The organism is Methylibium sp. (genome assembly GCF_965279545.1).
Classification (GTDB): Bacteria; Pseudomonadota; Gammaproteobacteria; order Burkholderiales; family Burkholderiaceae_C; genus Methylibium.
This window is the reverse complement of the sequence record NZ_OZ257250.1, coordinates 2,779,737-2,805,216: the sequence shown is the minus strand read 5'-3', so window position 1 is coordinate 2,805,216 and position 25,480 is coordinate 2,779,737. Positions and strand designations below refer to the sequence as shown.

The 25,480-nt window shown below is 65.1% G+C and carries 22 protein-coding genes; 19 read left to right on the top strand and 3 right to left on the bottom strand.

Features of this window, described 5'->3' with window-relative positions; genetic code table 11:
- Positions 1-16: 16 nt before the first annotated feature.
- A complete protein-coding gene (lysA, locus tag ACQY9S_RS13080) occupies positions 17-1,291 on the bottom strand; it encodes a diaminopimelate decarboxylase (RefSeq protein ID WP_428420130.1) in 1,275 nt (424 codons plus the stop codon).
- Positions 1,288-1,452, bottom strand: coding sequence for an LPS translocon maturation chaperone LptM (gene lptM / locus ACQY9S_RS13075; RefSeq protein WP_428425730.1), 165 nt, complete (start codon positions 1,450-1,452; stop codon positions 1,288-1,290). Before lptM ends, lysA begins: the two co-directional genes overlap by 4 nt.
- A 75-nt stretch (positions 1,453-1,527) precedes the next feature.
- Between lptM and cyaY the strand changes: the two genes are divergently transcribed.
- Positions 1,528-1,866 carry an iron donor protein CyaY gene (cyaY, locus tag ACQY9S_RS13070; RefSeq protein WP_428425728.1) on the top strand — a complete coding sequence of 113 codons (339 nt, stop codon included), beginning with the start codon at positions 1,528-1,530 and terminating at the stop codon, positions 1,864-1,866.
- 25 nt (positions 1,867-1,891) lie between these two features.
- Here cyaY and ACQY9S_RS13065 read toward each other — a convergent pair whose 3' ends face one another.
- Complete coding sequence (locus ACQY9S_RS13065) at positions 1,892-4,273, bottom strand: penicillin-binding protein 1A (RefSeq protein WP_428420129.1); 2,382 nt, start codon at positions 4,271-4,273, stop codon at positions 1,892-1,894.
- Positions 4,274-4,525: 252 nt separating this feature from the next.
- Here ACQY9S_RS13065 and ACQY9S_RS13060 point away from each other — a divergent pair, with 252 nt between their 5' ends.
- The 18 genes from ACQY9S_RS13060 to ACQY9S_RS12975 all read left to right on the top strand — a co-directional run bounded on the left by ACQY9S_RS13060 (position 4,526) and on the right by ACQY9S_RS12975 (position 25,439).
- A complete protein-coding gene (locus ACQY9S_RS13060; RefSeq protein WP_428420128.1) occupies positions 4,526-5,602 on the top strand; it encodes a pilus assembly protein PilM in 1,077 nt (358 codons plus the stop codon).
- On the top strand, positions 5,602-6,249 hold the full coding sequence (locus ACQY9S_RS13055; protein WP_428420127.1) for a PilN domain-containing protein: 648 nt from the start codon (positions 5,602-5,604) through the stop codon (positions 6,247-6,249). The genes ACQY9S_RS13060 and ACQY9S_RS13055 overlap by 1 nt, the downstream gene beginning before the upstream one ends.
- 10 nt (positions 6,250-6,259) lie before the next feature.
- Positions 6,260-6,982, top strand: coding sequence for a type 4a pilus biogenesis protein PilO (locus ACQY9S_RS13050; RefSeq protein ID WP_428420126.1), 723 nt, complete (start codon positions 6,260-6,262; stop codon positions 6,980-6,982).
- Positions 6,983-6,990: 8 nt separating this feature from the next.
- Positions 6,991-7,524: a pilus assembly protein PilP gene (locus ACQY9S_RS13045; protein WP_428420125.1), complete on the top strand. Its 534-nt coding sequence runs from the start codon at positions 6,991-6,993 to the stop codon at positions 7,522-7,524.
- Positions 7,521-9,731 carry a type IV pilus secretin PilQ gene (gene pilQ / locus ACQY9S_RS13040; protein ID WP_428420124.1) on the top strand — a complete coding sequence of 737 codons (2,211 nt, stop codon included), beginning with the start codon at positions 7,521-7,523 and terminating at the stop codon, positions 9,729-9,731. Before ACQY9S_RS13045 ends, pilQ begins: the two co-directional genes overlap by 4 nt.
- 56 nt (positions 9,732-9,787) lie before the next feature.
- Entirely contained in the window at positions 9,788-10,342 is a 555-nt protein-coding gene (locus ACQY9S_RS13035) for a shikimate kinase (protein WP_428420123.1), read from the top strand.
- A 36-nt stretch (positions 10,343-10,378) separates the two neighbouring features.
- Positions 10,379-11,485 (top strand): 3-dehydroquinate synthase, encoded by a 1,107-nt coding sequence (aroB, locus tag ACQY9S_RS13030; RefSeq protein WP_428420122.1) that lies wholly within the window; start codon positions 10,379-10,381, stop codon positions 11,483-11,485.
- 16 nt (positions 11,486-11,501) lie between these two features.
- A complete protein-coding gene (locus ACQY9S_RS13025; RefSeq protein WP_428420121.1) occupies positions 11,502-12,662 on the top strand; it encodes a deoxyguanosinetriphosphate triphosphohydrolase in 1,161 nt (386 codons plus the stop codon).
- A 152-nt stretch (positions 12,663-12,814) separates the two neighbouring features.
- Entirely contained in the window at positions 12,815-14,086 is a 1,272-nt protein-coding gene (locus ACQY9S_RS13020) for a porin (protein ID WP_428420120.1), read from the top strand.
- A 151-nt stretch (positions 14,087-14,237) separates the two neighbouring features.
- Entirely contained in the window at positions 14,238-14,933 is a 696-nt protein-coding gene (locus tag ACQY9S_RS13015; RefSeq protein ID WP_428420119.1) for a transposase, read from the top strand.
- 127 nt (positions 14,934-15,060) lie between these two features.
- A complete protein-coding gene (locus ACQY9S_RS13010) occupies positions 15,061-19,800 on the top strand; it encodes a glutamate synthase-related protein (RefSeq protein WP_428420118.1) in 4,740 nt (1,579 codons plus the stop codon).
- Between the two features lie 38 nt (positions 19,801-19,838).
- Positions 19,839-21,311, top strand: coding sequence for a glutamate synthase subunit beta (locus tag ACQY9S_RS13005; RefSeq protein ID WP_428420117.1), 1,473 nt, complete (start codon positions 19,839-19,841; stop codon positions 21,309-21,311).
- A gap of 123 nt (positions 21,312-21,434) precedes the next feature.
- A complete protein-coding gene (locus ACQY9S_RS13000) occupies positions 21,435-22,274 on the top strand; it encodes an ABC transporter ATP-binding protein (protein ID WP_428420116.1) in 840 nt (279 codons plus the stop codon).
- On the top strand, positions 22,271-23,053 hold the full coding sequence (gene mlaE, locus ACQY9S_RS12995) for a lipid asymmetry maintenance ABC transporter permease subunit MlaE (RefSeq protein WP_428420115.1): 783 nt from the start codon (positions 22,271-22,273) through the stop codon (positions 23,051-23,053). Before ACQY9S_RS13000 ends, mlaE begins: the two co-directional genes overlap by 4 nt.
- A 26-nt stretch (positions 23,054-23,079) precedes the next feature.
- Positions 23,080-23,562 (top strand): outer membrane lipid asymmetry maintenance protein MlaD, encoded by a 483-nt coding sequence (gene mlaD / locus ACQY9S_RS12990; protein WP_428420114.1) that lies wholly within the window; start codon positions 23,080-23,082, stop codon positions 23,560-23,562.
- Positions 23,559-24,365 carry an MlaA family lipoprotein gene (locus tag ACQY9S_RS12985; protein WP_428420113.1) on the top strand — a complete coding sequence of 269 codons (807 nt, stop codon included), beginning with the start codon at positions 23,559-23,561 and terminating at the stop codon, positions 24,363-24,365. Before mlaD ends, ACQY9S_RS12985 begins: the two co-directional genes overlap by 4 nt.
- Positions 24,366-24,520: 155 nt before the next feature.
- Positions 24,521-25,150, top strand: coding sequence for an MlaC/ttg2D family ABC transporter substrate-binding protein (locus ACQY9S_RS12980; protein ID WP_428420112.1), 630 nt, complete (start codon positions 24,521-24,523; stop codon positions 25,148-25,150).
- A gap of 7 nt (positions 25,151-25,157) precedes the next feature.
- Complete coding sequence (locus tag ACQY9S_RS12975; protein WP_428420111.1) at positions 25,158-25,439, top strand: STAS domain-containing protein; 282 nt, start codon at positions 25,158-25,160, stop codon at positions 25,437-25,439.
- The last annotated feature ends 41 nt before the right edge of the window (positions 25,440-25,480 follow it).

Genomic DNA, 25,480 nt, shown 5'->3' with positions numbered 1-25,480 from the left:
GCCCGACCACAGCGCGTCAACGCTGCGGCAGCAGCCGCTCGCCGTGGAACAGCTCGGCCGGCGTCTCGCGCTCGCGGATCAGCGTGGCGACATCGCCGTCGACCATCACCTCGGCGGCGCGCGGGCGGGTGTTGTAGTTGCTGGCCATGCTCATGCCGTAGGCGCCGGCGCTTAGCACCGCCACCTGATCGCCTGGCTGCAGCGCGAGGGCGCGGTCGCGGCCCAGCCAGTCGCCGGACTCGCACACCGGACCGACGACGTCGTAGACGACCGGCGGGGCATCGCGCAAGCGGCAGGGCACGATGCCCATCGTGGCTTCGTACATCGCCGGGCGCATCAGGTCGTTCATCGCGGCATCGACGACGCAGAAGTTCTTGTCGGTGCCCGGCTTCAGGTACAGCACTTCGGTCAGCAGCACGCCGGCATTGCCGACCAGCGAGCGGCCCGGCTCGAACACCAGGGCGCGCTGGCCATGGCCGCGCGCATCCAGGCGCTCCAGCAGGGCGGCGATCAAGGCATCGGCGGCCGGCGGGGTCTCGTCGGTGTAGCGGATGCCCAGACCGCCCCCCAGGTCCAGGTGGCGGATGCGCAGGCCCGTCGTTTCGACCGCTTCGACCAGGTCGAGCACGCGATCGACCGCGTCGAGGTAGGGCGCGATCTCGGTGATCTGCGAGCCGATGTGGCAGTCGATCCCCACCACCTCCAAGCCGGGCAATTGCGCCGCGCGCCGGTAGGCTGCCGCGGCGCGGTCGTGTGCGATGCCGAACTTGTTGCCCTTCAGGCCGGTGGAGATGTACGGGTGGGTCTTGGCGTCGACGTCCGGGTTCACACGCAGGCTGACCGGGGCGGTGCGCCCCAGCGACACTGCCACCTCGGACAGCACGTCGAGTTCCGCTTCGCTCTCGACGTTGAAGCAGCGCACGCCGATATCGAGCGCGCGGCGCATTTCCGCGCGCGTCTTGCCGAGCCCGGAGAACACCACCTTGGCCGGATCGCCGCCGGCGGCCAGCACGCGCTCCAGCTCGCCGCCGGAGACGATGTCGAAGCCGCAGCCAGCCTGAGCGAAGGCCTGCAGCACGGCGAGGCTCGAGCTCGCTTTCATCGCGTAGCAGATCAGGTGCTCACGGCCGGCCAGCGCGTGCTGGTAGGGCGCCAGCGCGGCGAGCATCGAGCGACGGGCATACACGTACAGCGGCGTGCCGAAGCGCGCCGCAAGCTCGGTCGCGGCGCAGCCGTCGACATAGAGCTGCTCGCCACGGTAGGCGATGAAGGGGGCGCCGGGCAGTGTCATCGGGGGGTGTCGGCTGCGGGAGCGGAAGCCGGCCGTGCCGGAGCGGACGGTGCGACGGGCGAGGGGGCTGCGGCCGACCCGGGCAGGTAGAGCGCACCCTTTTGACCGCAGCCGCCGAGGAGCGGGCCGCCCAGCAAAGCACACACCGCGATCACGGACATGCGGCTGCCTAGAATCGAAGCGGGTTTGAACATGATCGGATTCTACGAATGAGCACCGCAACTCCCGCACCTGCGTTGAGCGACGCCGACTACCAGGCGCTGACGAGGGCCGTGCTGGGCGGCATCGAACTGCAGATCGATCGCTGGCTGCAGGACGATGTGGTCGACATCGACGTGGCCCGCACCGGCGGCCTGCTCGAGCTGAGCTTTCCGAACGGCAGCAAGATCGTCGTGAACACCCAGCCGCCGCTGCAGGAGATCTGGCTCGCAGCGAAGAGTGGCGGCTTCCACTACCGCCACGCCGGCGGGCAGTGGCGCGACACCAAGACCGACGACGAGTTCTTCGTGGCGCTGTCGCGGTGCGCGAGCGAGCAGGCAGGCAAGGCGCTGCGCTTCGCGGCCCCGGCCGGCTGAGTGGAGCGGCCCGGCTGCGGGCACTTCAGTTCTTGAACAGGTCGAGGATGCTCTTGCGTTCTTCCTCGGTGGGAGCCGGCGCGGTCGGTGTGTCGAGTCCGAGGCTGCTGACGCCGTTGCCCGGGCCGTACTCTTCGTAGTACCACTCGCCGCCGATGTTGAGCAGCCCTTCCGGCGTCGACGGCTCGCTGACCTTCACGCCCTTGAGCGCGACGCTCATGTAGTCGATCCACACCGGCAGGGACAGGCCGCCGCCGGTTTCGCGGTCGCCGAGCTTGCGCGGCTGGTCATAGCCGATCCACACCACGGCCACGAGGTTCGGTGTGTAGCCGGCGAACCAGGCGTCCTGGGAGTCGTTGGTGGTGCCGGTCTTGCCGTACAGGTCGGGGCGTTTCAGGGTGGCCTGGGCGCGCGCCGCGGTGCCGGTTCGCGTCACCTCCTGCAACAGGCTGCTCATCACGAAGGCGTTGCGGCCGTCGATCGCGCGCGCCGATTCGTCCAGCGGCGCCGGCTCGGTCTGGGCCAGGATATGCCCTCTGTTGTCGGTGACCCGCGTCACGAGCACCGGGTTGATGCGGTAGCCGCCGTTGGCGAACACCGAATAGGCGGCAGCCATCTGCAGCGGTGTCACCGAGCCGGTGCCCAGCGCCATCGGCAGGTAGGGCAGGTGCTTCTCGGCATCGAAGCCGAAGCGGGCGATCCAGCTCTGGGCGTAGTTGGTGCCGATGGCTTCCAGGATGCGAATGGACACCATGTTCTTCGACTTCGCCAGTGCGCGGCGCATCGACATCGGGCCATCGAAGCTGCCGTCGTAGTTCTTCGGCTCCCAGGGCTGGCTGCCGGTGGCCGCGGCGTCGAAGAACAGCGGGGCATCGTTGATCACGGTGGCCGGCGTGAAGCCCTTCTCGAGCGCTGCCGAGTAGATGAAGGGCTTGAAGCTCGAGCCAGGCTGGCGCCAGGCCTGCGTCACGTGGTTGAACTTGCTCTTCGCATGGTCGAAGCCACCGACCAGGGTGCGGATCGCGCCGGTGTGAGGGTCCAGCGAAACGAACGCCCCCTCGACCTCGGGCAACTGGGTGACGGACCACGGATCCTTCGCCCCCTTGATGACCCGGATGACCGCACCGCGACGGATCTGGACCTTGGGCCCGGCCTTGGGTGACAGCCCCGAAGTCGCCGGCCGCAGCCCTTCGCCGGTGATCGTCACGGTGTCGCCGCTTTGCAGCGCGGCGACGACCTGCCTGGGGCTGGCTTCGAGCACCACGGCGGCCTTGATCTCGTCGTTGTCCGGGTGCTCTTCGAGCGCCTCCGCGACCCGCGCATCGAGTGCCTTCGGGTCGGCCGGCAGATCCACATAGCCTTCGGGGCCGCGGTACACCTGTCGGCGCTCGTAGTCGGTGATGCCACGGCGCAGCGCGCGGTAGGCCGCCTCCTGCTCAACCGCGCGCACACTGGTGTAGACGTTCAGGCCGCGCGTGTAGGCGCTCTCGCCGTACTGGCTGAAGATCAGCTGGCGGGCCGTCTCGGCGACATACTCGGCGTGCAGAGGCACCGAGATATTGCTGCGGTACTTGAGGTGCTCTGCCTTCGCCGACTCCGCCTGCTCCTCGGTCAGGTAGCCGTTCTCGTACATCCGCTCGATGATGTACTGCTGACGCTGGCGCGCCCGCGCCGGGTTGGCGATCGGGTTGTAGGCCGATGGCGCCTTGGGCAGGCCGGCGAGCATGGCCGCTTCGGCAGCGCTCAGGTCCTTCAGCGGCTTGCCGAAGTAGATCTCCGACGCCGCGGCAAATCCGTATGCCCGCTGCCCCAGGTAGATCTGGTTCATGTAGACCTCGAGGATCTGATCCTTGGTCAGCTGGCTTTCGATCTTCAGCGCCAGCAGGATCTCGTAGACCTTGCGAGCGAAGGTCTTCTCGGTTGGCAGGTAGAAGTTGCGTGCCACCTGCATGGTGATCGTCGAAGCTCCCTGGCTGCGCGACTCTCCGACGTTGGCCAGCCCCGCCCGCACGATCCCGATGTAGTCAACGCCCCCGTGCTGATAGAAACGTGCATCCTCGATGGTCAGCACTGCGTCACGCATCACTTTCGGAATTTGGGTGATCGGCGCGAACAAGCGGCGCTCTTCGCCGTACTCTCCGATCAGCACCTCGTCGGCCGAAAAGACACGCAATGGCAGCTTGGGACGGTAGTCGGTGAGGCTGCTGATTTCGGGCAGATTGGGGTAGGCAACGGCCAGCGCGATCGCCAGCAGCGCCAGACCGCCCAGCACGGCGGGCACCAGAAGTGCCAGCAGCGAGCCGACGATCAACAGGGGCCACCGAGCGGCAGCCGGCAAGCTGGAAAGAAAACCAGTGCGGGAAGACTTGGACGCAGTGGACGAGGACTTGCGGTCGTTGGCGCTCATGAACCTCCAGCAGAACTGGGCGGATTATAGAAACGCGGGTCGGCGGGATGCCGCGGTTGCGCTGGCGCGCGCAAGAGAGAGATCTAGGGACAACCCGGTCCGGCCAAGGCGTTTGCCCCGACCGTGAGTTTTGCAACGTGCGCTTGTAGCGTGCTCGCCCACGCCGGCATTGAAAGCGTTGGGGCACAAGGGCTTTACTGCTAGCATTGAAGTAACTTGTTAACAGCCGTACAGCGGCGAGCGGGAGACCGTGTGGGCTTTCTAGACGGGTTATTGGGAGGCAAGCAAGCGCCGCTTGTTGGGCTGGATATCAGCTCATCGAGCGTCAAGCTCGTCGAACTGGGTCAGTCCGCTTCGGGTGAGTACGTGCTGGAGCGCTTCGCCACCGAGAGTTTCGAAAGAGGCTGGATCGCTGACGGCCAGATCGAAAAATTCGACGAGGTGGCCGACGCCGTGCGACGTGTCGTCAGCAAGAGCGGCACGCGCTCCAAGCGGGTGGCGATGGCGATGCCGCAGTCCGCGGTGATCACCAAGAAGATCATGCTCCCGGCTGGACTTCGCGATGAAGAGTTGGAGCTTCAGGTCGAGTCAGAAGCCAATCAATACATCCCGTTCTCGCTCGACGAGGTCAGTCTTGATTTCTGCGTGGTTGGGCCGAGCACCTCTTCGGCCGGTGACGTCGAGGTGCTGATTGCTGCGTCGCGCAAAGACCGTGTTCAGGACCGTCAGGGTCTGGCCGAGGCCGCAGGACTGAAGCCCGTCGTGCTGGATATCGAATCGCATGCCTCTCGTCTGGCGATGATGCGCATCATCACGGCGTTGCCGAATGAAGGCCGGGACGCGCTGGTCGCGCTGTTCGAGATCGGTGCCGAGACCACCAGCCTGAAGGTGTTGCGCGACGAGGAATTGCTCTACGACCGGGACCAGGCCTTCGGAGGCTCCCAGCTCACGCAGATGATCTCGCGTCAGTACGGCTTTTCGTTCGAAGAAGCGGAGCAGAAGAAGCTGGCGAGTGATCTGCCGGAGGACTACGAGTCCAGTCTGCTGGTTCCCTTCGTCGACAGTCTGGCGCAGGAGATCGGTCGTGCCTTGCAGTATTTCTTTACCAGCACCCCGCATCACAAGGTCCATTACGTCATGCTGGGTGGCGGCACTGCGACATTGCCCGGCTTGAAAGAGCGCGTGACCGAGCTGACGGGCTTTGCCTCGATGGTGGTCAACCCTTTCGAAGGCATGCGGCTCGGTTCTGCAGTGCGCGAAAGCAAACTGCGCCGTGAAGCTCCCGCCTACCTGACCGCGTGTGGCCTGGCGATGCGGAGGTTCCTGTAATGATTTTGATCAACCTCCTGCCGCACCGCGAAGAGCGACGGCAGCGCCGCAAGAAGGCTTTCTTTGTCGGGCTCGGCGTTGCTGCTGCGGCTGGCATTGCCATCGCAGCACTGTGGTATCTGATCCTGCAGCAAATGATCAGTACTCAGCAAGAACGCAATGCCTACCTGACGGCCGAGATCAAGAAGCTCGAGGAGCAGATCAAGGACATTGCGACGCTCAAGGCCGAGATCGACGGTCTGAAGGCGCGCCAGAAGGCGGTGGAGGACCTTCAGACCGATCGCAACATTCCGGTGTACCTGCTCAACGAACTGGTCAAGCAGACGCCGGAGGGTGTCTACCTGACGACGATCAAGCAGGACGGTCAGGTGGTGGCGATCAATGGCATCGCGCAGACCAACGAGCGGGTGTCCGAGTTCCTGCGCAACACGGCCTACAACTCGACTTGGCTCGAGAAGCCCGAACTGGTCGAGATCAAAGCGGCCAGTCTGACGACGGCCAACCGTGAACAGAAGCGCTTGTTCGATTTCGTGATGAAGGTGGGTCTCAAGCGTCCTCAGGAAATGGAGGCGTCGGACAAGTCGGCTGCGCCGGGTGCCGCCGGGGCGTCGGCTCCGTCGGCGGCCGCATCGGTGCCCAGGTCGTGAGGACGCACAGATGGCTACGAACAAGAATCGCACACTCGATCTGAACTCCGTCCTACACGAATTCTCGGGGCAGTTCCGCGGACTGAATCCAAACGAGCCAGGGCAATGGCCTTGGCTCCCGAAGCTGGCGACTTTCGTTGCTGTCGCGGCGGCGCTGGTGGTGGTTGCCTGGTTCTTGTTGCTGTCCTCGACCGCCGACGAGTTGCAGGCCGAACGCGACCGCGAGCCCGGGCTGCGACAGGACTATCGGGCCAAGCTGGGTCAGGCGGTCAATCTTGGCGAGTTGCGCAAGCAGAAGATTCAGGTGCAGGAGTACGTCACCCAGCTCGAGAAGCAATTGCCCGGCAAGGCCGAGATGGATGCGCTGTTGTCGGACATCAACCAGGCCGGTCTGGGCCGTGGCTTGCAGTTCGAGCTCTTCCGGCCCGGACAGGTGGCGGTCAAGGACTACTACGCGGAGTTGCCGATTGCGATCAGGGTCACCGGGCGTTATCACGATATCGGCTCTTTCGCCGCAGACGTGGCGAACCTGTCGCGGATCGTGACGCTGCACAACCTGAACATCTCCGGTGTCGGAGCCGCTGGCGGAGTGCCGAACGCGGCCAGCGCAGGTAGCGGCAATCTGAGCATGGACGCCATGGCTCGCACCTACCGCTACCTCGATCCGGCCGAGGTGGAGGCGCAGCGCAAGGCCAGAGAAGCGAGCCAGAAGGCCGCAGGGGCGAACAAATGATCAGGCCGATGCACCGCAACACGCTGCTGACGTCCGCGTTGGTGACCTTGATGATGCTGTCGGCCTGTGGTGCCGAACAGGAAGAACTGCAGGGGTGGATGGATCAGCAGCGCCGCGAAGTTCGCCCCAGCATCGCACCACTGTCGCCTCCGAAGCGCTTCGATCCTCAGCCTTATGAGCAGGCGCGTGCCGTAGAACCGTTCAGCAACCAAAAACTCGCCGTAGCGCTCAAGCAAGAGGCCCGGCAGCCGAATTCACTGTTGGCCGGCGAGATGAATCGCCGCAAGGAGCCGCTCGAGGCCTATCCGCTCGACTCGATGAGCATGGTCGGCAGTGTGTCAAAGCAAGGCCGTCAGTTCGCGCTGATGCGGGTGGACAACCTGCTGTACCAGGTCAAGGTGGGTGACTACCTCGGTCAGAACTACGGGAAGATCACCAAGATCTCCGAGACCGAGGTGGGCGTGCGGGAAGTTGTTCAGGATGCCGCGGGTGAATGGATAGAGCGTCCCTCTGCCCTCCAGCTGCAGGAGAAGGCGCGATGAAGAAAATTCGGGAGATCACGACCATGAACCAATGGCGAGCACCAGCCGTCGCGCTCGCGCTGTTCTTCTCCGCGTTCACCGCGTGGGCCGAGAACGCGATCCAGTCGATCAACAGCAGTCAGCAGGGCGCGGCTGACGTGGTTCGCATCGAGCTGACTGAAGCCCTCGCCGCCGTGCCGGCTGGCTTCGCCGTGCAGACGCCACCGCGCATTGCGATCGACCTCCCGGGCGTCGGCAACGGACTGGGCCGCAACAGTGTCGACGTCAATCAAGGCAATCTGCGATCAGTGAGCGTTGCGCAGGCCGGTGACCGTACGCGCCTGGTGCTGAACCTGAAGCAACCAGGCAATTATTCAGCCGCGCTGGATGGCAAGGCCCTTGTGCTGACGCTGCAAACCAGCGGCAATGTCGCTGCGGCTGCCCCAGCGGCACCGTCGCCCGCCGCACCGGTTGCGGCCCAGCCGGCGTCCGCTCCCGTGCGGTTTGCAGACAGTCTGAACGATGCGCCTCAGGTGCTGCGCAGCATCGACTTTCGCCGCGGGCAAGATGGCGCGGGTCGCGTCGTGGTCGACTTGCCGAGCAACCAGGTCGGCGTGGACATTCGTCAACAAGGTCAGAACTTGGTGATCGAGTTCCTGAAGTCCAGTCTGCCTGAAAGCCTGCGCCGCCGCTTGGACGTCACCGATTTCGGCACCCCGGTCCGCACGGTGTCGACCTTCCAGAGTGGCGACAAGGTGCGCATGGTCGTCGAGCCCACCGGCGTGTGGGAGCACAGTGCTTACCAGACCGACAACCAGTTCGTGCTGGAGGTGCGTGCTCAGAAGGTCGACCCGAACAAGTTGACGCAGGGGCCGGGCTATGCCGGCGAGAAACTCTCGTTGAACTTCCAGAGTATCGAAGTCCGTGCCTTGCTTCAGGTGATCGCCGATTTCACGAACTTCAACGTCGTGACCAGTGACACCGTGACAGGCAACGTCACGCTGCGCCTCAAAGACGTCCCTTGGGATCAGGCACTCGACATCATTCTGCAAGCCAAGGGATTGGGCGTGCGCAAGAGTGGCAACGTGCTGTGGATCGCGCCGAAGGACGAGATTGCGACCAAGGAGAAGCTGGAGCTGGAATCCAAGGCTCAGATCGCATCGCTGGAGCCGGTGCGTACACAGGCCTTCCAGCTGAACTACGTGAAGGCGGAAGAGGTTTCGAAAGGCTTGACCGGTCAGCAGTCAGGACAGGGCGGTGGCGGTGGTGGTGGTCAGGGCGGTGGCTCGAACAACAGCCGCATCCTGTCGCCGCGCGGCAGCATCGTGTACGAAACGCGCACCAACCAGTTGTTTGTCAGCGACATTCCGTCGAAGCTCGAAGAAGTCGCTCAGATCATCGCCCGCATCGATATCCCGGTGCGCCAGGTGCTGATCGAAGCGCGCATCGTCGAAGCGACCGATACCTTCGGCCGCTCGCTCGGCGTGAAACTCGGGGCATCGGTTGCCCCGTCATCGAAGGTGAACACCGGGATCGGTGGCAACTACCTTGGCATCGGGGCCGCCACCGGACAGGCGCCACCGATCAACAGCAGCGGCGCGACGGTGGGAACGCCTTCGACGAACAGCTACTTCGTCAACCTGCCTGCAGTTGGCCAGAACGGCTATGACGCCGGCACGTTCGCCGTATCGATATTCAACTCGGCGATGAACCGTTTCCTGAACCTGGAGATCTCGGCGCTGGAGGCCGATGGCAAGGGCAAGATCGTGTCGAGTCCGCGGGTGGTCACGGCCGACCAGGTCAAGGCCTTGATCGAACAGGGCACCGAAATCCCGTACCAAACCGCCACCTCGAGCGGCGCGACGGCAATCCAGTTCCGCAAGGCGACGCTGAAGCTGGAAGTCATTCCTCAGATCACGCCCGAGGGCAACATCATCCTTGATGTCGATGTCAACAAGGACAGCCCGGGCGCAACGACCGCTGCGGGCATCCTGATCAATACCAAACACGTCAAGACGCAGGTGCTGGTCGACAACGGTGGCACGGTCGTGATCGGCGGCATCTTCGAGCAGACCGATCAGGTGGACGAGACCAAGGTGCCCTTGCTCGGCGACGTGCCGGTGCTCGGTGCACTGTTCCGCACCAAGACTCGGACCGCGAACAAGACGGAACTGCTGGTGTTCCTGACACCCAAGGTGGTGACGGATCGCACTGCTGCGGCACGTTGATCGCTGGGGCCACCGACGCGCAGGAGCCTGTCGGCAGGCGGCAGCCGGATGAGCCCATGTGTCTGGTACTCGTCGGTCTGCCCGGCTCGGGGAAGTCGTCGGTCGGCCGTGTGCTGGCGAGGCGTCTCGGCATCGATTTCACCGATTCCGATGCAGTGATAGAGCAACGGATCGGCGAGCCGATCCGTTGCTTTTTCGAGCGTGAAGGCGAAGGGCGTTTTCGCGATCTCGAACAAGAAGTGATCGCTGAACTGTGCGCGAGTCGGCCCGGTGTCCTGGCCACCGGCGGGGGGGCTGTGCTGCGTGAGGCCAACCGGCAGGCGCTGCACAATGGCGGCACCGTGCTCTACCTGCGCTCGTCGCCAGAAGAGTTGCACCGGCGCTTGCGTCACGACACCCAGCGGCCCCTGCTTCAGGTCAAGGACCCACGTGCCAAGCTGCAGCAACTGTACCGGGAGCGTGATCCCTTGTACCGTGAGACAGCTCATTTCGTCATCGAGACGGGACGGCCGACGGTTCAGACACTGGTCGGCATGATCCTGATGCAACTCGAACTGGCGGGCATCGTCGATGCGAGCCGCGTCCCTTCGTCCGTCGACGCGCCACGCTGAACGCGCCTGAGCAGGCGGGCTCGTACACTTTGGGCCATGCCAGTGTCTTCAGTTTCCTCCGCGCCGGAGACGGTCTCCATTTCGCTGGGTGAGCGCAGCTACCCGATCCGCATCGGTTCGGGCCTGTTGTGTTCCCCTGACAGCTTTGCCGATGTGCCGCAGGCCAGCTTGGCGGTCATCGTCAGCAACACCACGGTCGCGCCTTTGTATGCCCAAGCCTTGCGAGAAACCTTGCTTGGCCAACACCGGCAAGTCGAACTGATCACGCTGCCGGATGGCGAAAGCCATAAAGACTGGATCACGCTGAACCTGATCTTCGACGATCTGCTCGCACGGGGCGCAGATCGCAAGACAGTGCTCTATGCGCTGGGCGGCGGGGTCGTCGGTGACATGACCGGATTTGCCGCAGCCAGCTACATGCGCGGAGTGCCATTTGTCCAGGTGCCGACCACGCTGCTGGCGCAAGTCGACTCGTCCGTCGGTGGCAAGACAGGCATCAACCACCCACGCGGCAAGAACATGATCGGCGCCTTCTACCAGCCGGTGTGTGTCGTCGCAGACCTCGATACGCTGAGCTCGTTGCCGGCACGAGAGCTTCGGGCCGGCCTCGCGGAGGTCATCAAGTACGGTCCGATCGCCGATGCCGATTTCCTCGACTGGATCGACACGCATCTTGATGAACTGCTCGCACGCGACGCCGCTGCCTTGCGGTATGCAGTGCGGCGCTGCTGCGAAATCAAGGCTTCGGTGGTCGGTCAGGACGAGCGTGAAGCCGGGCTGAGAGCCATTCTCAATTTCGGTCACACATTCGGACATGCGATCGAGGCGGGCCTGGGTTACGGCAATTGGCTCCACGGTGAAGCGGTCGGATGCGGCATGGCGATTGCCGCGGATGTGTCGGCGCGTCTTGGCTTGCTTGCGGAGAACGCGGCGGCGCGCCTGACCGGCCTGATCGAGCGGGCTGGCCTCCCGGTGCGCGGACCGGCCCTCGGTGCCGAGCGTTATCTGCAACTCATGCGGCTCGACAAGAAGGCCGAGGCGGGTGAAATCAAGTTCGTGCTGCTCGACGCGATCGGGCACGCCGTGCTGCGCGGCGTGCCGGACGATGTGCTCAGGCGGGTGCTCGCATCGCGCTGCGGCTGACCACGTTGCGCGGCGCATGCCCTTAGCGTCCTACGCCAGCGACCCCGCCGTCAGTCGAGGCAGGCGCTACGCAGAACCGCCTGCGCCGACCCGCGACGACTACCAGCGCGACCGCGATCGCATCGTCCATTCGACCGCCTTCCGGCGCCTCGTCTACAAGACCCAGGTCTTTCTGAACCACGAAGGCGACCTCTTCCGCACTCGCCTCACCCATTCGATCGAGGTGGCCCAACTCGCTCGCTCGATAGCGCGCGCCTTGCAACTGAACGAAGATCTCACCGAGGCGATCGCCCTGGCGCACGATCTGGGTCACACGCCTTTCGGGCACGCAGGCCAGGACGCATTGAACGAGTGTCTGCATCGCATCGATCCTCAGGGGCCGGGTTTCGAGCACAACCTGCAGTCCCTGCGGGTTGTGGACCGGCTCGAGCAGCGCTACGCCAGCTTCGATGGACTGAACCTCAGTTTCGAGACGAGGGAAGGCATTCTCAAGCACTGCTCGCGGCGCAACGCACAAGCTCTCGAACTGCAGGAGCCAAGCGGCGTGGGGCGCCGCTTTCTCGATGGCACACAGCCGAGCCTGGAAGCGCAGCTGTGCAACCTGGCCGACGAGATTGCCTACAACGCGCACGACGTCGACGATGGTGTGCGCTCGGGTCTCATCACCATCGAGCAGATCGAGGAGGTGCCCTTGTTCGCCGCGCAACTGGACTCGGTGAGGCGGGAGCATCCGGGATTGGAAGGGCGCAAGTTGCTCTTCGAGACGCTGCGCCGGCTCTTGTCCGCCCAGGTCTACGACGTGATAGAAGCCACGCGTGCAGCGTTGTGCGAGCACCGGGTGCAGCGCGCAGCGGACGTGTGGGTTGCGCCCCCGTTGGTGCGGTTTACGCCGGCCATGCGAGAGCAAAGTCTTGCCCTCAAGCGCTTTCTGTTCGCGCGGCTGTATCGCCACCCGCAGGTCGAAGACACCACGCAACGCGCCCAGGGCGTGGTGCGTGACCTGTTCGAGGCCTATGTGGCCGACACGGCCGGTCTCCCGGCGCTGACCATCGATGGTGCAGACCCGTTCCGGGCCGTGGCCGACTATGTCGCTGGCATGACGGATCGCTTTGCTCTGCGTGAGCACCACCGGCTCACCGGTCGCACGGTCTTCGAGAGCCATGGCCAAGCCGTTTGACGGCGCGTGATGTCCACGACTTGTGAGCAATTCGCAACATCCCCGTGTTGACCCCGTAGGGGCGTCCAGGGCGGGTCGATACAGTCTTGTCAAGCGGTCGTCGGAGAGTCGCAGCGGCGATCCGATTCAAGAATTTCCAGGAGACACTTTCCGTGAAGAAGACACTCGTTGCACTCGCTGCAGCACTCTCTGCATCGGCCTCGGTGTACGCACAGAACTCTGTCACCTTGTATGGCAGCGTGGATGCCGGTATCAACTATGTATCGGGTCAGGACGCAGCGAAAACGCGCCTCGCAAGCGGCATCATGGAAGGCTCTCGCTGGGGGTTCAAGGGGAATGAAGATCTGGGTGGCGGTTACCGCGCGCTCTTCGTGCTGGAGAGCCGGTTCGAGGCGGACACGGGTTCGCTCAGCAACCGCGCCGCGTCCGGCAACCAGGTGCCGGACCGTTTCACTGACCTGCAGTTCCTGGGGGTGCCCCTGATTCCGCTGGCGCCTGGCGTGACGACCCAGACGGTCGTGAACCAGGTCGGCGCGCTGCTCGGCACCCAGATCGGCGTGAACCTGAACAGCAACGCGTTCGATCGTCAGGCCTTCATGGGGCTCGTGACACCAGCGGGAGCTGTTCTTCTCGGGCGGCAGTACACCCCGGCCTACGAGATGTTCTATGTGTTCGATTCGATGCAGACCGACTCGAGCCTGTCGGCGGCGCAGATCGCGACGCTGCCGGCAGCGGTCGACATCCGCAAGAGCAATGCGCTCGCGTACCGCATCCAGAAGGAGGGGTTCACCGCCACGCTGATGTACGCCTTTGGCGAGACGGGCGACTCCAGTGCGAACAACCGGTATATGAGCGCCAACGCGTACTACAAAGGCAATGGCTTCGCGTTGGGGGCCGCCTATGGCACCAACAACAATGCCGTGGGTGACAAGGCGCTCACCGATGTTCTTGTCGGCGCCTCGGTGGACTTGGGGCCAGGCAAGCTGTCATCGCTGTACGCGACGTTCAAGGACGACAACCCGGGGGTCGGCGCTGGCATCACGGCCGGCCTCGTCGCGCAGAACCCCAGCCCTGCATTCGCTCCGCTGGCGACCTTGATCGGTAGTGCCTTCGAGCGCGCCCTGCGCCAGGATTCACGGCTGTTTCACATCGGGTATCGGTTCGGCGTCGGCTCCGGTACCGTCACGGTGGCCTACAACCGCTACGACGACCGAACGGTCGCCAATGCCGACGTCCAATCTTACGGGGCGGTCTACACCTACGCATTTTCGAAGCAAACCGACGTCAGCTTCGTGCTGACCCGCTTCGACAATGATGACAACGCTCAGGCTGCACCGGGAGGCGGTGGATTCTTTGGTGGCGTGACCTCTGAAGCAGGCAAGGGCGCGCACAACGTCGCACTGGGCTTGCGTCACCGATTCTGAGTATCGCGGGCATGTCACTGTGCCCCCGTGCGATGGACGTTGCCGCTGACGTGTACCTCCTTCGTCGACGAGTCACGGATGTTGGGCGCAATGAGAGAAGACTGCTCCCGTGGGTCGCCCGTCGCATGCTCGGGGTGTACCCTTTCGCGCCATGGCCCGATTGCCGCGTCTGATCGTCCCTGCGTTACCGCACCTCGTGAGCCAGCGTGCCCAGCACGGGCAGGTGATGGTGCATGACGACGTCGACCGCCGGTCGCTGATGCAATTGCTGCGCGAGGCCGCGTCGCAGCATCGCGTGGCGGTGCATGCCTACTCCGTGCTGGACGGACGTTTCGATCTGGTCGCGACGCCCGAGCGGGCCAATGGCCTGAGTCTGGTCATGCAGTCGGTGGCGCGCCGTCATGCCTCGGCTTTCAACCGACGGCATGGCCGCACCGGAGGGCTGTGGGAGGGCCGTTTTCGGGCGGCCGTGATCGAGCCCGAATCCTGGCTCCTGCCGTGCATGGTCTACGTCGAGCAACTGGGACGGGAGGCGCATGCCGGTACGCAAACGCTCGTCTGTTCCAGTGAAGCGCCTCATCGCGGCCGCGGTGCCGACCCGCTGCTGGTCCATCCGGGGGCCTATTGGGCGCTGGGCAACACACCTTTCGAGCGCGAGATGGCCTACGGCGAACTGCTGGAGCATCCCCTGCTGATCCGGCAGGTGCAGGTCATCGAGGCGGCGCTGCGCGGTGGTTGGGCCCTGGGCTCCGTTGCCTTTGCGACGCAACTGACATCGGCCGGGGCGCGACCTGCCGCGCCCCGGCCGCGCGGGCGCCCACCAAAGAGCAAAGCGCACCATTATTGATATGTCACTATTTATTTTCGCACCAGTGTTGAGCGCTTAATAAATAGAATCTGACCCTAAATTTTTTGATTGTCAGTTTTGCTGCGCTGCCGTAATCTCTTGGCCGTTTCCCTGCCAGGAGAGCGCCGTGACTTCGTACGCCCCGAGCCAGCAAGACATCGATACCCTCCGCCGTGAAGGCCTCTACGATCCGGCGAACGAGCATGACGCCTGCGGCGTCGGCTTCGTGGCGCATATCAAGGGGCACAAGGCTCACAGCATCGTCAGCCAGGGGCTGAAGATCCTCGAGAACCTCGACCATCGGGGCGCTGTCGGTGCCGACAAGCTGATGGGTGACGGTGCCGGCATCCTGATCCAGATCCCCGACGAGTTCTACCGGGCCGAGATGGCACTGCAGGGCATCGAGTTGCCGCCGCCGGGGGAGTACGGCGTGGGCATGATTTTTCTGCCGAAGGAGCATGCGTCACGCCTGGCGTGTGAGCAGGCGCTGGAGCGGGCGGTCCGCGCTGAGGGCCAGGTGCTGTTGGGTTGGCGCGACGTGCCTGTCGATCGCGACATGCCGATGTCGCCGACCGTGAGCGCCAAGGAGCCGGTGATTCGCCAGATCTTCATCGGCCGTGGCACGGACGTGATCGTGCCCGATGCGCTCGAGCGCAAGCTGTACGTGATCCGCAAGACAGCGTCGGCAGCGATCCAGAAGCTGCAACTCACGCACAGCCACGAGTACTACGTGCCCAGCATGAGCTGCCGCACGATCATCTACAAGGGCCTGTTGCTCGCCAACCAGGTGGGCACTTACTACCTTGATTTGCAGGACGAACGAACGATCTCTGCGCTGGCACTGGTGCATCAACGCTTTTCCACCAACACCTTTCCCGAGTGGCCGCTGGCGCACCCCTACCGGATGGTGGCGCACAACGGCGAGATCAACACGGTCAAGGGCAACTTCAACTGGATGCGCGCGCGCCAGGGGGTGATGAAGTCACCCGTCCTCGGAGACGACCTGAACAAGCTGTACCCGATCAGCTTCGATGGGCAGTCCGACACTGCAACCTTCGACAACGCGCTCGAGCTGCTGACGATGGCCGGCTACCCGCTGGCCCACGCCGCGATGATGATGATCCCCGAGGCCTGGGAGCAACATGCGACGATGGACGAGCGCCGTCGTGCGTTCTACGAATACCACGCCGCGATGCTCGAGCCCTGGGACGGTCCGGCTGCAATGGTGTTCACCGACGGCAAGCAGATCGGCGCCACTCTCGACCGCAACGGTCTGCGCCCGGCGCGCTACATCGTCACCGACGACGACCTGGTGGTCATGGCCTCGGAATCCGGCGTGCTGCCGATCCCCGAGAACAAGATCGTCAAGAAGTGGCGTCTGCAGCCGGGCAAGATGTTCCTGATCGACCTCGAGCAGGGGCGCATCGTCGACGACGAGGAACTCAAGACCCAGCACGCCTCGGCCAAGCCCTACCGCCAGTGGATCGAGAACGTCCGCATCAAACTCGATGCGGTGGAGGCGCCGGCCGATGCGGCACCGGTCTCCGGCGAAACGCTGCTCGATCGCCAGCAGGCCTTCGGCTACACGCAGGAGGACATCAAGTTCCTGATGAGCCCGATGGCTCAGGCCGGCGAAGAGGGCATCGGTTCGATGGGCAACGACTCGCCGCTGGCGGTGCTGTCCGACAAGAACAAGCCGCTGTACAGCTACTTCAAGCAGATGTTCGCGCAGGTCACGAACCCGCCGATCGACCCGATCCGTGAAGCGATCGTGATGTCGCTCAACAGCTTCATCGGCCCCAAGCCCAACCTGCTCGACATCAACGCGGTGAATCCGCCGATGCGGCTCGAAGTCGCGCAGCCCATCCTCGACTTCGAGGACATGGCCCGGCTGCGCACGATCGAGAAGCCGACGCACGGCAAGTTCAAGTCCTATGAGTTGAACATCGTCTACCCCTTGGCGTGGGGCGGCGAGGGCGTCGAAGCCAAGCTGGCCTCGCTGTGTGCCGAGGCGGTGGACGCCATCCAGAGCGGCCACAACATCCTGATCATCACCGACCGTCGCGTGAGCCGCGACCAGATCGCCATTCCCGCGCTGCTCGCCTTGTCGGCGATCCACCAGCACCTGGTGCGCGAGGGACTGCGCACGACGGCCGGTCTGGTCGTCGAGACCGGCTCGGCGCGCGAAGTGCATCACTTCGGTGTGCTCGCCGGCTACGGTGCCGAGGCGGTGCATCCCTACCTGGCGATGGAGACACTGGCCTCGCTGCACAAGGAACTGCCGGGCGATCTGTCGGCCGAGAAGGCGGTCTACAACTACGTCAAGGCGATCGGGAAGGGTCTGTCGAAGATCATGTCCAAGATGGGCGTGTCGACCTACATGTCCTACTGCGGTGCACAGCTGTTCGAGGCCATCGGCCTCAACAAGTCGCTGGTCGAGAAGTACTTCCGCGGCACCGCCTCGCAGGTCGGCGGCATCGGTGTGTTCGAGGTTGCCGAAGAAGCCATTCGCATGCACAAGGCGGCCTTCGGCGACGATCCAGTGCTCGCCAGCATGCTCGACGCCGGTGGCGAGTACGCCTGGCGCACGCGTGGCGAGGAGCACATGTGGACGCCGGACGCGATCGCCAAGCTGCAGCACAGCACGCGCGCGAACAAGTTCGACACCTACAAGGAATACGCCCAACTGATCAACGACCAGTCGCGCCGCCACATGACGCTGCGCGGGCTGTTCGAGTTCAGGCTCGACCCCAGCAAGGCCATCCCGCTCGACCAGGTGGAGCCGGTCACCGAGATCGTCAAGCGCTTCGCCACCGGCGCGATGTCGCTCGGCTCGATCAGCACCGAGGCCCACAGCACGCTCGCCATCGCGATGAACCGCATCGGCGGCAAGTCCAACACCGGCGAAGGCGGCGAAGACCCGGCGCGCTACCGCAACGAGCTCAAGGGCATTCCGATCAAGCAGGGGACGATGGTCAGCGAGGTCATCGGCAGCAAGGTGATCGAGGCCGACTACGAGTTGAAGGACGGCGACTCGCTGCGCTCGAAGATCAAGCAGGTGGCCTCGGGCCGCTTCGGCGTGACGACCGAGTACCTGGTGTCGGCCGACCAGATCCAGATCAAGATGGCCCAGGGCGCGAAGCCCGGCGAGGGCGGCCAGCTGCCGGGCGGCAAGGTGTCCGAGTACATCGGCATGCTGCGCTACTCGGTGCCCGGCGTCGGCCTGATCTCGCCGCCCCCTCACCATGACATCTACTCGATCGAAGACCTGGCGCAGCTGATCCACGACCTGAAGAATGCCAACCCGCGCGCGTCGATCAGCGTCAAGCTGGTGTCTGAGGTCGGCGTTGGCACGATCGCGGCCGGCGTCGCCAAGGCCAAGAGCGACCATGTCGTGATCGCCGGCCACGACGGCGGTACCGGCGCTTCGCCATGGTCCAGCATCAAGCACGCCGGCACGCCGTGGGAACTCGGTTTGGCGGAGACGCAGCAGACCCTGGTGCTCAACGGTCTGCGCGGCCGCATCCGCGTGCAGGCCGACGGCCAGATGAAGACCGGCCGCGACGTGGTGATCGGCGCGCTGCTGGGCGCCGACGAGTTCGGCTTCGCGACCGCGCCGCTGGTGGTCGAGGGCTGCATCATGATGCGCAAGTGCCACCTGAACACCTGCCCGGTCGGCGTGGCGACGCAGGACCCGGTGCTGCGCCGCAAGTTCCAGGGCAAGCCCGAGCACGTCGTCAACTACTTCTTCTTCGTCGCCGAGGAGGCGCGTCAGATCATGGCGCAGCTCGGCATCCGCAGCTTCGATGAACTGATCGGCCGCGCCGACCTGCTCGACACCAAGAAGGGCGTCGCTCACTGGAAAGCGCGCGGCCTCGACTTCGCCCGCGTGTTCCACCTGCCACAGGCGGCGGCCGACGTGCCCCGTCGCCAGGTCGACGTGCAGGACCATGGCCTGGCCAAGGCGCTCGACGTGCGCCTGATCGAGAAGTGCCGTCCGGCGATCGAGCGCGGCGAGAAGGTCCAGTTCATGGACGAGACGCGCAACGTCAACCGCACCGTCGGCGCGATGCTGTCGGGCGAACTGATCCGCCACCGGCCCGAAGGCCTGCCCGACCACACCATCTTCATGCAGATGGAAGGCGTGGGCGGCCAGAGCTTCGGCGCCTTCCTGGCGCAAGGCATCACGCTCTACCTGATCGGCGACGCGAACGACTACACCGGCAAGGGCCTGAGCGGCGGCCGCGTGGTGGTGCGCCCGAGCATCGACTTCCGCGGCGACGCGACGCAGAACATCATCGTTGGCAACACCGTGCTCTACGGCGCAACCAGCGGCGAGGCCTTCTTCCGCGGCGTGGCCGGCGAGCGCTTCGCGGTGCGGCTGTCGGGCGCGACCACGGTGGTTGAAGGCACCGGCGACCACGGCTGCGAGTACATGACCGGTGGCACGGTGGTCGTGCTCGGCAAGACCGGGCGCAACTTCGCGGCCGGCATGTCGGGCGGCATCGCCTACGTGTACGACGAGGACGGCAGCTTCGCGCAGCGCTGCAACACCTCCATGGTCGCGATGGACAAGGTGCTCGCGGCCGAGGAGCAGCGCAGCACGCAGGACGCCGCCCTTTTCCACAAGGGTGTGGCCGACGAGCTGCTGCTGCGCAAGCTGATCGAAGACCACCACAAGTGGACCGGCTCGCTGCGCGCGCGCGACATCCTCGACCACTGGTCGGCGGCGCGCGGCAAGTTCGTCAAGATCTTTCCGCACGAGTACCGGCGCGCGCTGGGCGAGATCCACGCCAAGAAGGAAGCCAGCGAGACCATTGCCAAGGCCAAGACCAGCGACAAGAAGTCCAACAAGGCAAAGGCCTGAGATTCGCCACGCAAGAGCGGCGCACGGAGCATCACACCATGGGAAAAGTCACCGGTTTTCTGGAGTACGAGCGCCTCGAGGAGGGCTATGCGCCCGTCGAGCAGCGGCTCAAGAACTACAAGGAATTCATCATCGGCCTGAAGGACGATGAAGCCAAGGTGCAGAGCGCGCGCTGCATGGACTGTGGCATCCCGTTTTGCAACAGCGGCTGCCCGGTCAACAACATCATTCCGGACTTCAACGACCTCGTGTACCGCGGCGACTGGGCGAATGCGATCACGGTGCTGCACAGCACGAACAACTTTCCCGAGTTCACCGGGCGCATCTGCCCGGCGCCCTGCGAGGCGGCCTGCACCTTGAACGTCAACGACGATCCGGTCGGCATCAAGAGCATCGAGCACGCGATCATCGACCGCGCCTGGGCCGAGGGCTGGGTGCAACCGCAACCCGCCCGGCACAAGACCGGCAGGACGGTGGCTGTGGTGGGCTCGGGCCCCGCGGGCATGGCGGCGGCGCAGCAGCTGGCACGGGCCGGACACACGGTCACGCTGTTCGAGAAGAACGACCGCATCGGAGGCTTGCTGCGCTACGGCATTCCCGACTTCAAGATGGAGAAGTCGCACATCGACCGTCGCGTCGAGCAGATGCGTGCCGAAGGCGTGAGCTTTCGCGCCGGTGTGCTGGTCGGACACCTCCCCGAAGGTTCGAAGGTCACCAACTGGGCCAAGGAGATCATCTCGGCCGAGCAATTGAAGGCCGATTTCGATGCGGTGGTGCTGACTGGCGGCGCCGAGCAGAGCCGTGACCTGCCGGTGCCGGGCCGCGACCTCGACGGCGTGCACTTCGCGATGGAGTTCCTGCCGCAGCAGAACAAGATCAACGCCGGCGACAAGCTCAAGGGTCAGATCCGCGCCGACGGCAAGCATGTCATCGTGATCGGTGGCGGCGACACCGGCAGCGACTGCGTCGGCACCAGCAACCGCCATGGCGCCAAGAGCGTGACCCAGTTCGAGCTGATGCCGATGCCGCCCGAGCAGGAAAACAAGGAGCTCACCTGGCCCTACTGGCCCTACAAGCTGCGCACCAGTTCCAGCCACGAAGAGGGTTGTGAGCGCGAGTTCGCGATCGCGACCAAGGAGTTCATCGGCGACGGCAAGAGCGGCAAGCTCACGGCGCTCAAGACGGTGCGTGTCGAGTGGCAGGGCGGCAAGATGGTCGAGGTGCCGGGCAGCGAGCAGGTGCTCAAGGCCGACCTCGTGCTGCTGGCCATGGGCTTCGTCAGTCCGGTCGCGACCGTGCTCGATGCTTTCGGGGTCGAGAAGGACAACCGCGGCAACGCGAAGGCCGGTACCGACGTCACCGGCGGCTACAAGACCAATGTCGACAAGGTGTTCGCTGCCGGCGACATCCGGCGAGGCCAGTCGCTCGTGGTCTGGGCCATCCGCGAGGGACGCCAGGCCGCACGGGCGGTCGACGAGTTCCTGATGGGACACAGCGACCTGCCTCGCTAGGGGTTGGCGCGGCCGTGCCCGTGCGGACGGGGCGGCCTCCGGGGGCCGCACAGCACGCCGCCCGGGTATCCCCTATCATTCGCAAAGCCGGATCGTCTGATTCGGCTTTTCCATCTTCGGCCCATGACAATTCCAACAGCGCCGTCGAACCCCGGCCGCGACTCCAACGCTCTCGTCGAACTCAAACACGTCACTTGCGGCTATGGCGAGCGGGTGATCCTGCGCGACGTGAATGTGGTCGTGCCGCGCGGCAGCGTGCTGGCCTTGATGGGCACGTCTGGCGGCGGCAAGACGACGGTGCTGCGCCTGATCGGCCGCCAGCTCGACCCGATGAGCGGGCAGGTGCTGTTCGACGGCACCGACCTCGCCTCGCTCGATCGCGACGGCCTCTATGCCGCGCGCCGTCGCATGGGCATGCTGTTCCAGTTCGGCGCGCTGTTCACCGACCTCTCGGTGTTCGACAACGTGGCCTTCCCGCTGCGCGAGCACAGCGGGCTCGGCGAAGCGATGATCCGCGATCTGGTGCTGATGAAGCTCAACGCCGTCGGCCTGCGCGGTGCGCGCGATCTGATGCCGAGCGAGGTGTCCGGCGGCATGGCGCGTCGCGTCGCGCTGGCGCGGGCGATCGCGCTCGATCCCGAGCTGATGCTCTATGACGAACCGTTCGCGGGCCTGGATCCGATCTCCATGGGCGTGGCCGCGCGGCTGATCCGCGAACTCAACCAGGCGCTCGGCATCACCAGCATCGTGGTGTCCCACGATGTCGACGAAACCTTCTCGATCGCCGACCACGTGGTCTTCATCGCCAACGGCGGCGTCGTGGCACAGGGCACGCCTGCAGAGATGCGCGCCAGCGACGATCCGCTGGTGCGTCAGTTCGTCGATGCCCAGGCCGATGGGCCGGTACGTTTCCGCTACCCCGCCGCGGCGGTGAACGAGGATTTCCAGGTGGGGTCCCCATGAGCTGGTACCGCCCGTCGGACGTCGGCTTCGCGGTGCGCGCCAAGCTCGTCGACCTCGGCGCGTCGGCGCGCCTGTTCGGACGCATGCTGGCCAGTCTGGGTCCGGCATTCAAGCGCGGCCAGCTGGTGGTCGACCAGGTGCATTTCCTGGGCAATCACTCGCTGGCGATCATCACCGTATCGGGCCTCTTCGTCGGTTTCGTGCTGGGGTTGCAGGGCTACTACACGCTGCAGCGCTACGGCTCGTCGGAGGCGCTCGGCCTGCTCGTCGCACTGTCGCTCGTGCGAGAACTCGGCCCGGTCGTCACCGCGCTGTTGTTCGCGGGCCGTGCGGGCACCTCGCTGACCGCCGAGATCGGCCTGATGAAGGCCGGCGAGCAGCTGACCGCGATGGAGATGATGGCGGTCGATCCGGTGCTGCGTGTGCTCGCGCCGCGTTTCTGGGGCGGCGTGATCGCGATGCCCCTGCTGGCGGCGGTGTTCAGCGCCGTCGGCATCCTCGGCGGCTGGGCGGTCGGCGTGTTGCTGATCGGCATCGACGCCGGCGGTTTCTGGTCGCAGATGCAAGGCGGCGTCGACGTGTTCAAGGACGTTGGCAACGGCATCGTCAAGAGCCTCGTGTTCGGCATCACCGTCACTTTCGTGGCGCTGCTGCAGGGCTACACCTGCCAGCCGACGCCGGAGGGCGTGTCGCGCGCCACCACGCGTACCGTGGTGGTGGCCTCGCTCGCCGTGCTCGGGCTCGATTTCGTGCTCACGGCGATGATGTTCTCGATTTGACGACGAGGCGCTTCAGGAGAAGGAAGATGCAGAAATCCAAGCATGACCTGTGGGTCGGCCTGTTCGTGATGATCGGTGCCGCGGCGATCGTGTTCCTCGCGCTCAAGGCCGGCAACCTGCTGAGCCTGAGCTTCGACGACACCTACACGGTCTCGGCCCGCTTCGACAACATCGGTGGACTCAAAGTGCGTGCGCCGGTCAAGAGCGCGGGCGTGGTGGTCGGCCGGGTCGCGGCGATCGGCTTCGACGCGGACACCTACCAGGCCCGGGTCGACTTCGACCTCGAGAAGCGCTTCGGCTTTCCGAAGGACAGTTCGGCCAAGATCCTCACCTCCGGCCTGCTGGGCGAGCAGTACGTCGGCCTCGAACCCGGCACCGAAGAGAAGGTCCTGATCGCGGGCGACAAGATCCGCGTCACGCAATCGGCGGTGGTGCTGGAGAATCTGATCAGCCAGTTCCTGTACAGCAAGTCCGCCGACTCCAGCAACGGCGAGGGGGCGAAAAAGTGAAGTGTCCGTTCGGCCGATCTGCTTTCGCTGCATTGTGGCTGTCGGCCTCGCTGGCCGGCTGCGCCACGGTGGAACAACCCGACCCGCTGGAGAAGCTCAACCGCAAGGTGTTCGCCTTCAACGAAACCGTCGACGAATACGTCATCGCGCCGCCGGCCCGCGCCTACCGCAAGGTCGTACCGTCGATGGTGCGCCTGGGGGTCGACAACTTCTTCAACAACCTGCGCGACGTGTGGTCGGCCGTCAACCTCGTGTTGCAGGGGCGGCTCGATGCCAGTGCGAGCGACGTGATGCGCTTCGGCACGAACACCGTGCTCGGTCTCGGCGGCTTCGTCGACTGGGCGTCCGAACTCGGCCTCGAGCCGCACTACGAGGACTTCGGTCAGACGCTGGGTGTCTGGGGCTTCAATGCGGGAGCCTATCTGGTGTTGCCAATCCTCGGGCCCTCGTCGGTGCGCGACGCCATCGGCCTGCCGGCCGACATACTGGCGTCGCCGGACCAGATCGCCGACACCGTGCGGCTGCGCAATTCCCTGACCGGCTTGCGCATCATCAACACGCGTGCCGGTCTGCTGGATGCGACCGGCCTGCTCGATGACATCGCGCTCGACAAGTACAGTTTCGTGCGCGACGCCTACCTGCAGCGCCGCCGCAGCCTGGTCGAAGACGGCAAGCGTCACGGAGCGGCGGCTGAAGAAGACTACATTCCACCCGAGCCGGCCGCAGCGGCCTCGGCAGCGGTGCCGGCAGCGAGCGAGCCGCTGGCGCCGGCCAGTTCACCGGCCGCGGACGGCAAACCCTGAGGGGCTTGGCAGCACCGGGTCGTGGCTGGCTGTGAACCGTCCCCGGGGCTGCGACGTTGAGGTGAGCGGTTGCAACGACTTGTAGGGCGGCGAACTCACGGCGGCAAACTGCCTCCAACACACACGATCGTGGTTTCTTCCACGGAAAGGCAAGCATGCTGAAACGTCAATTTCTGTCCCTGAGCCTCATCGCGCTCGGCTGGGCCTATGGGGGGGCCATCGCCCAGACCGCTGTGCAGACGCCGGACGCCCTGGTCAAGCAGGTGTCGACCGAGGTGCTGGAGTCGATCAAGGCCGACAAGGCGATCCAGGCCGGCGACACCAAGCGAATCCTCGCGCTGGTCGATGCCAAGATCCTTCCGCATGTGGATTTCGACGCGATGACGGAGTTCGCGGCCGGCAAGGCCGCCTGGGGCCAGGCGACGCCGGACCAGCGCAAGCGGCTCCAGGACGAGTTCAAGGTCATGCTGGTGCGCCAGTACGCCGCGGCATTCGCCCAGGTGCGCGACCAGAGCATCGAGTTCGGGCGTGTCCTCAAGAGCCCGGACAACCCGGGCGAGGTCATCGTGCGCACCAAGATCGTCGGCCAGCGCGATCCGGTGCCGATCAACTACTACCTCCAGCGCGTCGGCGACGAGTGGAAGATCTTCGACCTCGACGTGCTCGGCATCCGTCTCGGCCTGAGCTACCAATCGCAGTGGGGTCCGGTCATCAAGGCCAAGGGTCTGGACGGCCTGATCGCCGAACTGGCCCAGCGCAACAAGAGCGCCGCGGCCAAGGGTTGACGCGACCATGCTGCTGTTGCCCGAGACGCTGACCCTGCGCGAGGCGCGCGACGCGCTGCGCCTGCTCAAGGTCTCGCTGGAGCGCGAGGCGGAGCCGCTGCTGGTGATCGACGGCTCGCAGCTGCAACGCTTCGATTCCACCGCGCTGGCGGTGCTGCTCGAATGCCGGCGCCTGGCCCAGGCCTGGGGCAAGCGCTTCGAGCTGACCGCGCTGCCGCCCAAGCTGTCGGAGCTGGCGCGGCTGTACGGGATCGACGAATTGCTCACGCTGCCGGCCGCGGCGTCCTGAGCCCCGGCTGCTTGACGCCCGGCACGGGTACGGCGTCGGTT